The organism is Streptomyces sp. NPDC047028 (assembly GCF_040644095.1).
Lineage (GTDB): Bacteria > Actinomycetota > Actinomycetes > Streptomycetales > Streptomycetaceae > Streptomyces.
The window spans coordinates 32,901-46,588 of the sequence record NZ_JBEYVS010000033.1 but is presented as its reverse complement, the minus strand read 5'-3'; the positions used below and the strand labels follow the sequence as shown (position 1 = coordinate 46,588).

Annotated in this window: 6 protein-coding genes; 1 reads left to right on the top strand and 5 read right to left on the bottom strand. The window is 67.8% G+C overall.

Translation table 11 applies throughout. The annotated features are described in order from the left end of the window. Positions 1-6 precede the first annotated feature (6 nt). Positions 7-858, bottom strand: coding sequence for a helix-turn-helix transcriptional regulator (locus ABZ854_RS26570; RefSeq protein WP_361215161.1), 852 nt, complete (start codon positions 856-858; stop codon positions 7-9). A gap of 263 nt (positions 859-1,121) precedes the next feature. Between ABZ854_RS26570 and ABZ854_RS26565 the strand changes: the two genes are divergently transcribed. Further along, positions 1,122-1,772: an ATP-binding protein gene (locus ABZ854_RS26565; RefSeq protein ID WP_361215159.1), complete on the top strand. Its 651-nt coding sequence runs from the start codon at positions 1,122-1,124 to the stop codon at positions 1,770-1,772. A 73-nt stretch (positions 1,773-1,845) separates the two neighbouring features. Here the strand turns inward: ABZ854_RS26565 and ABZ854_RS26560 are convergent, their stop codons facing one another. The 4 genes from ABZ854_RS26560 to ABZ854_RS26545 are packed head-to-tail and all read right to left on the bottom strand — an operon-like array spanning position 1,846 to position 13,611. After that, positions 1,846-3,708 carry a DUF1998 domain-containing protein gene (locus ABZ854_RS26560; protein WP_361215157.1) on the bottom strand — a complete coding sequence of 621 codons (1,863 nt, stop codon included), beginning with the start codon at positions 3,706-3,708 and terminating at the stop codon, positions 1,846-1,848. Beyond that, positions 3,705-6,962, bottom strand: coding sequence for a helicase-related protein (locus ABZ854_RS26555; protein WP_361215155.1), 3,258 nt, complete (start codon positions 6,960-6,962; stop codon positions 3,705-3,707). The genes ABZ854_RS26560 and ABZ854_RS26555 overlap by 4 nt, the downstream gene beginning before the upstream one ends. Further along, positions 6,959-8,863: a UvrD-helicase domain-containing protein gene (locus tag ABZ854_RS26550; protein WP_361215153.1), complete on the bottom strand. Its 1,905-nt coding sequence runs from the start codon at positions 8,861-8,863 to the stop codon at positions 6,959-6,961. The genes ABZ854_RS26555 and ABZ854_RS26550 overlap by 4 nt, the downstream gene beginning before the upstream one ends. Next, positions 8,860-13,611 (bottom strand): DEAD/DEAH box helicase, encoded by a 4,752-nt coding sequence (locus tag ABZ854_RS26545; RefSeq protein WP_361215151.1) that lies wholly within the window; start codon positions 13,609-13,611, stop codon positions 8,860-8,862. The genes ABZ854_RS26550 and ABZ854_RS26545 overlap by 4 nt, the downstream gene beginning before the upstream one ends. Positions 13,612-13,688: the final 77 nt, after the last annotated feature.

The following is a 13,688-nucleotide window of genomic DNA, read 5'->3' as shown; positions in this document are numbered from 1 at the left end:
AGCCTCCTAGAGGTCGCGTGCGACGGCTCGGATGAAGTCCCTCGAGTCGTCGGGGGACAGCGCCAGGTCCTCCATCCGGTCCAGGTGAGCACGGTACTTCGCCAATTCGGCCTCCGCGTAGAGGAAGTCCGGACCATGGGAGTTGTCGATCTGCACGGTGTCGAGTTGACTCGTCGCCCCTTCCGCGTACAAAACGGTCTGCCCGGCGCCGGGGAAGGCTCCGCGGGCGAAGGGAACGACCAGCACGGTGACACCGTCCATCTCCGACTGCGCCAGCAGATAGCCGAGTTGTTCCTGGGTGACAAGTGGCCCACCGAACTGCATGCGAAGGGCCGCCTCATGCACGATGCCGGTGAACGGGGGAGCCGGGTCGGTGGACAACACCCCCTGGCGCCGGCTGCGATGGGCCGCCCTCATGGTCACTTCGTGTTCCGGTAGATGAGGGAGTACGGCGCGGAACACGGCCAGCGCGTACTCCGTGGTCTGTAGAAGGCCGGGAATGTGCACCGTGCACGCCGCACGCATGCGGGTGGCTCGCGCCTCCAACTCCGCGATGTCCAGCAGGGCTTGAGGCAGGGTGCTGCGGTACTGCTCCCACCAGCCCCTGTTCCCGACCTTGGCCATCTCGACCAAGGCCGTCACGTAGGTGTCGTCCTCGCAGCGGCAGTGCTTGGCCAACGTCCGTAGGCGCTCTTCGCTGACGTTCCGCACCCCGGACTCCATATAGGAGATCTTGCCTCGGTCGACGCCGAGCAGCTGGGCCGCCTCCTCCGCTGACACGCCCGCGGCCACGCGCATCCTGCGCAGTTCGTGTCCGAGGCGCTTCTGACGCTGAGTCGGTACTGCTGTCGCGGCCATGTCGATCCTTCCGAGAGGGCTCGGACGGCAGTCTGCCGGCCGTTCCATCAACTCCACGATCGGGCTAATTTACCGACATGGATGGCAAATTTGTCGAACTCTCTTCTAGCTTGGACGCCATGCCGTTGACGCGCGGCGAGCAGAAGTGCATCGCGCACGCCTGCCTGGCCCCTCCTGCCCTGGGAGTGGCGGGCTTGCGCCGGGGAGACAGGCCACTGCTCGCCAAGTGTCGCCAGTCGAGAAGCGGGAGAGGAAGTCGCGCCATGGATTGCAACGCATTCACACCGAGGCGACCTGGGGAGCTGCCGTTTCTGGCAGAGCCCGAGGCGGTGGCGGCACTACGCCGTCTTCTGCGCATCCATCTGGGTCTCTGGGGTCTTCCGGAACTGACAGAAGCAGCCCAACTCTGCGTCAGTGAGCTCGTCGGCAATGTGATCAGGCATGTGGGATCGGGGACCCCGGCTACCTTGGCCGTCTTCGTGAAGGACACGTGCCTCCGCATCGAGGTTCGTGATCCCGACACGCGCGCCTTACCGACGTTGGTCGAGTCAGTCGAGGACGCGGAATCGGGGCGCGGGATGGTGCTCGTCGCAGCATGTTCCGACCGGTGGGGAACTCAACTCATGCCCGGGCACAAGGTCACTTGGGTCGAACTGGCAGTCGCGGGGACCGGGTCCATCGGCCACCGTGGAAGCGTGCCGGTCTCGGGAACCGTGTGGCTTGCCCGTGACGAGGCGCGACGGGCGCAGAATCAGGCATACAGCAAGCTGACGTCTGTCGTAGAGGAGACGGCGGCGATCGAGGCGATCGCGGATCTGCTTCTTTGGCTCGGGGCACAGGGCCATGACGTGGACGAGATTCTGGATCGTGCCCAAAGGCGATGTGACAAGGAGTCGGGCAGGACAGCCCGGTAGTCCGTGGTAGCCGAGACTGGTGCAGGGGCCTCAGGACACCGACAGCTGTCGGTGTCCTGAGGGCGGATGGACGTCAACGGTCCAATATCGGGGCAAAGAAGCCTACGAGACGGTTCGCGGGGGTACCGACCAGGAGCGCGCGGTCCAGCAGGATGTTGTTGTGTTCGCAGCTTGTCTCCGGGAGCATCACGCAGGCGTGACAGGCGGCGAGATTGGTGCCGCCGGTACCGGACACCTGGGTCTCCATGCAGAGCGGGTCGGAGGAACACCATTCCGCGCGGTGCACGGCCGAACGGACCGTGCGGTCGAGCAGCTCTGGTTCGCCTTGAGCAACGAGACCGCCGAGGCTGCCCGCCGAGTCACTCGTCGCCGTGTAGATCAGCGCTCCGGCCATGTGATCGGCGGCGTACAGACGCTCGCGCAAGGCCGCGGCCGGGTAACCGGCCTCCAGGCTCCATTCGTTGATGAGGGCGTGGGCCAGGGTATGAAGAAGCACCATGCGAGGCGTCGCGGGGGACGGAACGACCCGGCTCGGGTCGCCCGCACGCTGCTCCAGCAGCCGCTGGTGCGCGGTGCGCATGCGCTCGATGCGGGCTGCCACCGCCGGGGCCTTCTCCCAGGCGTCGAGTCGTCCCTCGTCCAGTCGGAGGAAGACTCCTTCGCCGTGCACTTCCATGGCCGGGAGCCATCGCATGGCGGACTCGGAGAGCGGCATCTCCTTCGAATCGGTGGTCGAGTCGGGGTCGGCGAGCCGGGTGAAAGCCTTCAGGGCGCGCACCTCACGCAGCTTCTTGACGAGCATCGGACCCGTGACACCGAGCGGATCGAGCACGCTCTGGTCGCCCAGCGGGGTCTCGCAGACGAACTGCTCTTCGCGTGAGTGCTCACTCTCGTCGTTGCCCGAGCGGAGCCGCTCGTACTCCTTGTTGCGCAGGGCGCGGTAGCGGTGGTCGAAGGTGGGGGCCGTCTCGCCGTCCGGATCCTCCTCGCGCTCGGCGTCGAGCAGCGCCATCACCTCGTCCAGCTGGACGGGACACTCTCCCTTGAAAACACCTCTGAGGTAGATCTCGACATGCTCGCGGCTGTCGTACTGGCGGAGTGCGTCCCAATGCTCGGCGAGCGGATCCGCACGGCCGTTGCTCCAGGGAGGAATGGACAACGCCGACTTCAACACCGGCTGCCACACCGCCGACGAACCGCGCTGGAGCGTGCGCAGGGGGAGTCCGCACTCCTGAGCCGGGGCTGATGTTCCGAGCCACGGGCGAGAACCTCGGCATCTCAGTCCCAGGTCCTTGAGCGCGTTCCTCCGGAACGAGCCTTCCATGGAGACCTCAGGAGCCGGCTCGCAGGTGCAGGAGACGAGGATCGAGCGCAGCGAGGACGTACGCCCGGACGAACGCAGCTTGAGGGTTCCCCCGCACTGACCTACCGTCACGGCGCGGCCGGTGGAGCGGTGCACCCAACTCCAGTACGGAAACTCTCCGAGGTGCCCGGCCTCGCATGCCACGACGAATCGGGAGGGAACGAGTTCGACCTCACAGGTGCCGCATACGCTTCGACCAGTGGGCGGGGAGAATTCGCGGTGCTGCCGCAGTTCCGTGCACTCGGGGCAGGAGTGCATCTGGGGGAAGCGTCGGACTCGGAGGCCGTCCTTGCTGTCGTCGCCGGACGCGGGCGGGAGTCGGAAGTAGTCGACGCCGAGGAGCCGAGCGAGACGCCTCTCGTGGATCCGGGGCGACTCGTCGACCCTCCAGCTCTGCTCAGCTTCGTCCAGCCCCGAGACGACGAAGGACTCGTGGTCCACGGCGATGAGCGATCCGACGCCGTACGTGGTGATCGCCTGAGCACGGCGGACCGTACCCCTCCTCGGCAGGTTGTGGGCGGGCGCGGTCCTGCCTGCGCCGGCCCGGCGGCGTCGAGCTGGGGACGGTGTCATCGGGTTCCCTCCATGAACAAGGCGGATTCTGCGTCGACGTCGCGCAGGCTCCAGAGCGTGGACCAGGCCTCGGCGTCCTCGGACTCGTCGTCGTACGCCTTCAGGAGCGAGGGTGTACGAAGCCCTCGGCGGGGTTCGAAGACCAGGCCGTTGTGGATGTCGGCCTCCTTGCACCACCACTCGACGAACTCGTCGAATGCCTGAGACACGGCATCGGTCTCCTCGGGGCTGACCTCACGAACGCGCTTCATGAGGACCGACCTGATGTTGCCCCGCAGTAGGTGTTCGTAGGATTCGACGTCGCCGGCCCCCTCGTTGCGGCGAGCGTCCGGGATCATGATGCGGGCGAGAGCGACGATCACCGCGTGCAGGCCTCGCTCGCGCGCGCGGGCTGAGAAGGGGGTGACGGAGGTGGATTCGACCTCTCGGTAGAGAGCTGAGTGGAAATGCTGGAAGCTTTCGTAGTGCGACCGGTCACGGGGACGTGAGGCGTTGAGCATGACCGCAACGAGTCCGGGGTGCGCGCGCCCGACCCGGCTGCTGGCCTGGATGTACTCGGCGGTCGTCTGGGGCTGACCCATCACGGCCATGAGACCGAGCCGGTCCACGTCCACGCCCACCGCGATCATGTTGGTGGCCAAGAGGACATCCACCGCGTCCTCGTCGGGGAACCGCTTCTCGATCCCTTTGAGACGGGCGGGGATCTCACTGGCATCCACACGGCTCGTCAGTTCCGAGTAGTTGGCGGTCGACCGGACCGCGACACCCTCGCGCTCGGCGAGCAGCTCAAGGTACGCCACGACGTCGTCGTGGACTTGGAGTTCGGCCGCAGAGAGCAGCCGCAGGCTGTTGAAGTAGCCGACGAGACTCCAGTAGGCGTCGCGCACTGCGTCCTTGGTGTCCGCGTGCTTCGCCCGGTGGAGCAACGTGGCATACGTACGGATCAGCAACGTGGACTGACTGGTGCCGGGGGCGAGAAGTCCGACATAGCGGCGGCTCGCCTTCTCCTCACGCGGTGTCTCCACGGCGAACCACGAGTCTCGCGCGTCCAGGCCGGCGGGAGGGAACTGCCTCACCTCGCGTGCGAAGAGGTGGCGGCCCTGTTCGGCGGCGCGCCGGATGGTCGCCGTGGAGGCGATCACCTTGGGGCCGTCGGCGAGCGCGTCCACAGCCGTCTCGTAGAGGCCGGTGAGCGTGCCCAGTGGACCGGAGATGAGGTGGAGTTCGTCTTGGACGATCAGTTCGGGAGGAGGGGTGCCGTCGTCGGGGTCATCGAGGTTGAAGAGGGCGGATGTAGCTGGTCGCCACGGCATCGACGCGAACTTGTCCACGGTGGCGATCACCAGCGTCGGTCGCGCGTCGTACACCGCCTCGTCGATCAAGTGGACGGGCAGGCCGTCGGCGAAGTCGCAATCCTTCCCGGAGCAGCGGACGTACATTCGCTTCGCGTCCTCGTCGGCGTCGTAATCGCGGGCGTCGAGGCGGGTCCCGCACCAGGGACAGGCGTGCAATTGGACGGGGTTCTCGGTGGCGAGGCGCTTGTCGAGATTCGCGCGCAGCTCGTCGAGCTTCTGGACGGCCTCGGACAGCGTGTTGGGGGTGGCCGAGCGCCCCACCCACATGCCGACGGAGAACTCCTCATGTCCCAACTCAGGCGTGCGGCGCCGCATGTGTTCCATGGCGCAGAGCAGAACGGCCGCACGCTCGAACTGCTGGAGGGTGAGCAGCCGCAGGGTGTAGCGCATGAGGACGGTGACACCGCCGCCGTCCTCACCCTTACGCATGCGGCGCAGGAACGACGTGAGGGCGATGAGCCCGAGGTAGGCCTCCGTTTTGCCGCCACCGGTGGGGAACCACAGCAGGTCGGAGATCCGCCGGTCGGGGTGCTCGGGGTCGTCGATGCCGGCGAGGCACAGCAGCAGGAACGCGATCTGGAAGGGGCGCCATCGACCGGCTGCCGGGTCTGGGGCTTCGATCCGGCCGCTCTTCACCCACATGCTGCGCGCCCGCTGGTCGGCCATGGCACGGTTGGCGAGCCGGAAAGCCTTCATCAGGTCGGGCTTGGTGCGCAGTAGCCGAATGCCCTCGCGGATCCGGTCGAGTGCCTCTCGACAGGCCCTGACCTGGTTCCGCGCGGGATTTTCGTGGGGACCTCCCACCATGGCCGCCGCCTCGGCCGCTTTGCGGTCGATCCAGCGCTCGTAGCCCATGGCGAGTTGCTCGAGAGCGCCCAGAACCTCCGTATCGGACTTCTCCGCCAGCCCCAGCATGGACAGAGCCGAGCTGTCGATCTCGGGGTTGGAGTCGGTGAGCAACACCTCGACGGTGGGTACGAACTGGCTCCGGACCTCAGGGACGGCGGCCTCTGGGGCCGTGTCGGTCACACCTATCGGTGACGGAGTCCAGTCCCATTCGGCGGCGCAACCGTGTCCGACGGCGAAGGTCGGAGCATGACGGTGCAGCAGTCGACTCACGGCGACATCCGGGTCGTGGGCGGAGGTCTGGGCGGGACGTTCGACGAACGCGGTGGAACCGTTGACGGCACGGACCCTCAGACCGCACTGGAAGAGGGAGAAGGCGTCCTGGAGGTCCCATTCGCCGACGTTCTGGATGTTGATCAGCGTGACCGTGATCGTGACGAAGCCGGTGGCCCTGTCCCGGTGCCGGACGTTTACGTGCAACGCTGCTTCCGGGGCCAGTCCGATCAGATCTCGCGGTGCCGGATCGGTCACGACGACGAGCTGGTCCGGAAGCACCAGTTCCCTGCGCCGCCAGTGCTCCCGCTGGTCGCCCGTGGTGCGGGCCTCGGCGCGGCGGGCGGGGATCGGCGTACCGTCAGCGTCGGTGGGTTCGTACACGGCGGCGCGTGCCGACACCACGATCGTGGCGCTTTCGGACGGGTCGACCGCGAAGGTCAGACCCATCGAGGAGGGACGTCTGTCCCCCGAGGCCCCAGACTCCTGCGCGGTGCCGGACTCCTCGATGTCGTCGCGCTTGAGCAGAGGGGCGACATCGAGGCCTTCCTGTGAGGCGGCGTCCTCCGTCTTGCGCTGTATCGCGGCTTTGTCCGCCGCACGCGGGTACAGGACGCCCGTAACGTAGCGGTCGATCGGCGCGTCCTGGGTGAGGACCTCGTCCCGGTCGCCCGGTCCGGCGTCCTCGTCGGGGCCGAGGAGTTCACGGCGGAGTCCCACCAGGAGTGTCTCGTCCCGAACTCTGTAGTGCTCGGAGTGCCCGTCTGCCACGTGCGTCATGCGCCCTGCTCCTCGTCGTGGTCGGCCCGGCGGTATCGGCCGACACCGGTGATTCTGGGGACGATCCACACGCCTCGCTCACCGAGCCCGACGTTGGCGCCGGCGGCGGTGCTGCCCGTCACGGTCTCCAGGGTGTCGATCCGTAGGTCGTGGATCTCGTCGGGCCACCATGGGTCCCAACTGCGGTTCACCTTCTGCACCTCGAACAGGGCCTCCCGGAACCGTCGCGAAGCCTCGCCGATCTCCCGGCCGTCGTGCACGAGGGCGTAGGGGGGGCTCTCCGTCTCCCCCATCGGTATGTCGTGGCGCTTGCGCAGCGTCACCGGGTGCCCGTAGGCGACTCTTTCCAGGAGGTAGGCCTGGGTGGCGCCGGCGTCGACGTCTCGGCCGGGCGGGGTGTCCCGGCAGACGTCGCCGGCACCGGCGACGATGCCGTACCTGTCGTGCGACCTCCAGCCACCGATGTAGCGCCGCCCCTGGCTGCGCTTCTCGGTCAGCCTGAACTGCGGCAATTCTGGGGACGGCACGTGGTACAGGTCCTGGCGGGCCCGTGTCATCGCCACGTATAGGGCGCGGGCCTCGGCAGGAAGGTCCAGCTCGCCCTTGTGGCGCTTGTGGAGTTCCGCGACTGTCGGCGGGACCAGAACGATCACACGGTCGAATTCGAGGCCCTTGGCCCGGTGCACGGTCGAGACGACGATCCGTGCGGTTTCCGGGTCGGCAGCCTCGTCGGGGAACCTGCCGTCGGCGACCGCGCGGCGCAGCCGATCTACGTCGAGCACACCGCGCCCCGCTCCGCGCGCGATCCGGCGTAGCACTGTCCACAGGGCGCCGATGTTCGGCTCGTAGGGAAGCGGGACCTGCCCGAGGAGGGTCCGGAACCGGTCCTCTGTGAGGCCGGTTGCCTCCGTCCGGCGCAACAACTCGGCCACCCAGTACGGCACCGGGCGCTCTTCGAGTGGACGCCTCAGCCGGTGCTCGACGCCGTGCGCATGCAGCAGGCCGGAGACCACGAGGGCTTCTCGGTTGTCACGGGTCAGAACGGCGCAGGTGTCGGTGAGATCCCGAAGGCCGGCCAAGGTGAACTCGTCGTCGAGGTCGCCCATGCCGTTCGTCGGAGCCAGGAGGAGGTTGCGCAGTTCGTCGTAGAGCGCTGCCGCCTCCTCAGGATCGCTGAGTTGCTGGAGGCGAGGACCGTGCGCCAGAGCCACGCGGGCTTCGTCGGTCTTCGCCCGGAAGTTCGCGGTGAGACGCAGCTCCACCAGGTCGTCGGGGTACGAGCAGCGCAGCCAGTCGAAGAACCGGCCGGTTTCGTCGACGCGTTCGTCCAAGTCCTCGATCTGGAAGCCGTAGACGGACTGAGCGGCGTCTCCGACGACGGTGAAGCCGCAGCTGCCCTGGTACCGGTCGAGAAGCGTCTCCACCAGTTCTCGACGCTCGCCCAGTAGGTCCTGCACCTCGTCGATCACGACATGCGCGGGCGGTACGGCATCGCCGATCTCCAGCGCGCCGCTCTCGATCGCGCGGGTCGCGGCCGCGATCCGCTCCTCGAAGCCGAGCGACCCCCACTCGCCGTCCGGATGTGCCTGGAGGAGCACCTCGTAGGCCCACATGTCGAAGGTCCGGGCACGCACCCGGCGGGCTCGTTCCCCGTGACGCGAGATACGCTCGCGCAGTTCCCGGGCGGCGGCCCGCGTGAAGGTGAGCACCAGGATCTCGGCGGCTTCCAGCGCCTCGTCAGGGTCCTCGTGGCCGCACAGCGCGTCGAGCCGGCGTACCAGCGTGTGCGTCTTCCCGGCCCCGGCCCCGGCGGTCACGAGGACACGTGCGTCCCACGGCTGCTCGACGACGGCCCGCTGCTCGTTGGTGAGAGGAGGACTGTCCAGGTAGACGTCGGTCACTTCCGGCTCCAGAGGTGCTCGAACTGTGTGAAGGCCAGCTGGGTGTCGAAGTTGGCGATGTTGTCACTGACGTTGAGAATCAGGCAGTCGGGCTTGCCGCCGTTCTCCTTGCCACGCAGACCGCGACCGATCATCTGCTGGTAGACGTTCGTGCTGTAGACCGGGCGGGCCACCACCACGACACGGGTTGCGGGAGCATCGAACCCCTGGGTCAGGACACCGTAGTTGGTGAGCACGCGGATGCGCTTGTCGCGGAAGTCCTCGATGCGTCGGCGCCGGTCCTGGGTGCTCGTGCTCGAGTCCACGGCTGCGGCCGGGACCCCCCGGTCGTTCAGAAGGGCGGCGAGGTAGTTGGCGTGGTCCACGGAGGTTGCGAAGAGAAGGGTCGGCCAGTCCTTCGGAAGGCCGGCCACCTCGTCGACGATGCGACGACTCCGCGCGTGGTCCTCCGCGAGCCGCTGTTCGGCAGAGCGAGAGAGCGTGGCCATACGCTCGGCCTGCTCCCTCTCGTCGCGGGTCAGCTCGATGCTGCCGCCTTCCAGAGTGCGATGCTCCACCTGGGCGAGCATCCCCCACTTCTGAAGGTCTCCGTACGGGTCACCGGAGGGGAAGACTCCCTCGTCGAGGCGTCGACCGCCGAAGCGGTTGACCAGGCGGCGGGTCTCATCCTCGTTGGTGTTGCGGAAGGGGGTGGCGGTCAGACCGAGCAGATGACGTCGTGTCTCGTACTGGGTGAGGCCCAGCTTTCCCAGGACGGCGGTGTATCGCGGGGAGATCGCGGTGTGGGCCTCGTCCACGATCACCAGTGCGGCTTCCCGGAGCCACTCGTAATGGTCGGTGCCCAGACACCGCTCCAACTTGGCGTCCGTGGCGACCACCAGGTGCGGGTGTCCCTCCACATGCCCGACCTCGTTGCCGCCCCACAGTCGGCTGATGGTGAGGGGGCGCTCCGCTCCCACCTTGCTCCAAACGAACCGCCAGCTCTGAACGGCCTGCTCGCACAGCTCCTCCGTCTGCGCGATCCAGAGCAGCGGACCCGGGAGATCACCCACCCGCTTCACCCAGCGGATCACGGCCTCCGCGGTGACGCGTGTCTTGCCGGCGCCTGTGGGCAGTGACAGCATGGCGCGCTGCGGGGCCAACCGGTCGAGCAACGTGGTGATGTTGCGTACCAGGTCTTCCTGGTAAGCATGGAGGCGGGGAAAGTCCCGCGGACCGTCGATCGTCTCGAAGGCCGGCGGTGACGGCGTCCGGCTGCCGGCGAAGGTCACCGGGAGTCCGAGGCTCGACGCGAAGGCGATGGCTGTCGAGGAACCGCCATAGCCGACAGGCGCGTTGGGGAACCTGGCCTGGATGTCCCGGGCGTGGTGGTGGAGCACCCTGTCGCCGCGCGCGTTGAAGGCCATCTGTGCGATTCGGTGACCGGACGGCTCCGCGCCGCCGGTCGCCTCCAACTCGGCATCCATCAGTCCCTCCGGCAGGCCCGACCGCAGGGCCTCCGCGCCGACCAACAGCTCGATCTTGGTAACCACGTCGTCCGCGTCGCGTATGGCCTGCAGAGCCGCCTTCGTCCTGCTGTCGCGGGCCATCCGCTCCTGATGTTCGAGGACCGCCCTGCAGCCGGCCGCGCCCAGACCAAGTCCCAACTCGCGGTCGATCAGGCGGAGCATGGGCTCGGGCTCCAGGGGGACACGAACCTTGATCGTGATGCCCTGCCGCACCGCGTCCAGGGGGCGGGACTTCGCGGCGTTCTGGGTCCGGGTCACCTCCTCCAGCTCGGTGCACCGCTGCACCATCGTGTTCCGGTTGCCGCTGTTCAGCCGCTGCCGCAGGGCGGGGTACAGCTCAGCGAGCGGAACCGGGTCCCCGGCCGGAACCTCTCGGGTCTCCAGGGTGATGGATTCGGCGTAGCGCTTCATGCCCCACTTCTCGACCATCAGCTCAGCGTCCTCGGCGGTCGCTACGAGCAGGGCGGGAAGCTGTTCCGCGCGCAATGCCCGGTACTCGGTCGTGCCGACCGCGACGGTGATCTCGTCGTCGGGGCGAGCGTCCCAGGTCTCGCCGGTCCGGCAGCGGGTCAGCGCGTCTTCGGGGAAGTCCGCTCCGAAGCGGGTGAGCATCACGTAGGTGTTGCCGACGAAGGTGTCGTCCTCGCTGCGGGTCACCTCGGAGAGAAGGGTCTCCCAGCGTTCGGCGGGCACGTCGTCGACCGTGGTGGGCAGGCGCAGTTTGCGGGCCTTCTCCGGGGAGATGTCGGCGACCGGCAGCACGTCGCGATAGGCGGCGAGCTGGGGGCCGACCGCTTCGGTCAGCGGCTTGACGCCCTGGGAGGTGGAGACGGTTCCGTACTTCCTGAGCATCCAGCGGATCGGCGACATCACCGCCTGGCGGGTGCTCGACTGCGCGCCGATCTGGCACGTCCAGTTGTCCACCACGGCGTCGTCCGGCAACACCTTCAGGAAGGCGGCGCGGGACTCCTCCGAGAGCGACCGGAAGAAGTGCAGCGGACCGCCGATCGCGGATCCCTCCACCTTCATGCGGTTGAGGGCAGGACGGGGGGTCCGCTGGTCTAGGCGCTTCAAATAGGCGGCGTGGACCGCTTCCCGATACTCCTCGAACCAGGCCTCGCCCTCCGGGCGCACCGAGGTCGAGGGCCGTTCGCGCAGGCCGATCTCGCGGAAGAAGGCGAGGTCGTCGGAGTGGAACCGCATGTCCACTGCGATGCTCGGATCGCGTCCCGCCTCCACCACCGCACCCGGCAGCATGCAGTCGCGCACCGGGCGGAACCCACCGTCCGCTGTTCGCACGCGGAGCGTCTCGCGGGCGTTCCGCACGTGTTCGAGCACCGTGTGGGTCAGTCGGCGTCCGCCTGCCTGACGGAACAGGTCCCAGAACCGCTCCCATTCGGCGCCTCCGTAACCTGCGAACCCTTGGTCGAGCACACTGATGAACCGGCCCTCGACGTCCGCCTCGCGTATGCCCAGGAGGTTGAGCGCGGCGAAGAGTTCCGGTTTCCTCGCGATCTCTCCGACCACGTACACCAGGGATTCCCGCAGCCCGTCCTCGTCCGTACGGCGGAAGACCTGTCCGGGGACAGGGGGGACGAGGCCGTGCTCCTCGGTGAGTACGATCTTCGCCCTGCGAGCCTCCTCGGCGTGCGGCGACCCGGCTGCGACCATGTCGGCGACGATCCGGATCGCCGTGGCGGACGCCTGGGCGGTGCCGCACTCGACCAGTGCCTCCAGCCATTCACGCACGTCGGCGCGCTTGTGCCCGGCCGCGCCGAGAATGTGCTCGACTTTGCCCGATCGCAGCGTGTCCGCCTCGGCGTTCGGGTGCAGCCAGTTCGACGGGCGACAGGGGGACTCGTGCCACATCCGCAGCCAGCCGGCATTGCGTTCCTTGTCGAGACGCGGAGGGACCCGCAGCTCGGCCGGGACGCGCAGCACACCCTCCTGATCCGGCAGCGACGGTCGGACCGCCGCCCGTTCCCAGATCTCCCGGGTCAGGAACTCGTCGGCCCAGCTGATGGCCTCCTTGACACGACCGGGTAGCAGTGGCAGGTACGCGGCTGGATCTTCGGCGGGAGCCAGACGGGGGAGGGAGTCGACGACCAGTGCCGCCGAGACCCTGACCATCTCCTCGTTGAATGCGGAGGAGTCGAGAAGGTTCTGTCGGTCCTCGTTGGTCTTCCAAGCGCCGTTGAGGATGCCGCTCAAAGACATCTCGTACTTGGTCGGGAAGAAGGACCAGAAGCGACCTCGCCCCCGCGACTGCGGACTGACGTGAAGCCCGCTCTTCTCGTCCTTCTCCAATGCGGGTACCGCCCAGGCGATGTCCAGGGTGGTCCGGTCGTGCAGTTCGCCGGCGTCGGCTCTGGCAACCGGACCTGGCTCGTGCGCGGTGGAGAAGACCCGCCAACCGGCGCTGACAGTCGGCCGCCCGGTCCGCACCTCCACGACGGTGCGCAGGTCTCCGTCCTGTTCGGTGGTCAGCACGCGGCGAACGAACGAGCGGGGTCGACGGTCCTCCAGGACGACCTTCGCCACATGCGGAGAAAGGAGCTGGAACCCGAGGGGGAACTCCTCGCGAGCTGATCCTGCAACCGTCCGTCCGCCGTGCATGTCCAGGGCCAACCTGCCGGCGGCGCCGTCGAGCAGCGGGAGGCGGACGACGGTCGTCGCCCAGCCCAGCAACTCGTCGAGAACAGGATCTTCGGCCCGCTCGGTGTCGACATCGAGGGGCCGTGCCATACGCAACACCGGTGCCTCGAACCGCTCGCCCAGGCGCTCCCGCACCCCGGGCACCGAACTGATCTTCTCCAGTGCCCATTCGCGATCGAATCCGAAGGAGCCGGAGCTGCTGAAGAACTGCGGAGTGTCGGTGACGACCAGAACGGATTTCAAACCCACGCCGAAACGGCCGATCTGGCCACCACGCTTGCGCGACATGCTCATTCGGAGGATGGTTTCCGCGCCTTCGGCGGTCACCGGCTCGCCCTCGTTCGCGCAGTAGAGATGCGTGTCGGTGAGGACGACCTGGACAGAGCCACCGGGCTGGGCGGCGATTTCGTCGGCAGCGTTCTGTACGAGTTCGAAGAGCTGACGGTCGCCGTAGCCGCCCTGGGTGATGCGGCGTTCTCCGTTGGCGTGTTCCGGCACCAGACCGGGGTCGACCTCGTAGGTCTGCAGGACGCGAGAGGACTGCTCGATGACGGTGCGAATGACCGGCTGCGGGGAATTGGGCATTGCTGCTTCACGGCTCCTGCGACGGGCGGCATGACTTGAAGAGGGCGACGGAGCCGACCGCGGAGCGGTCCAAGCTG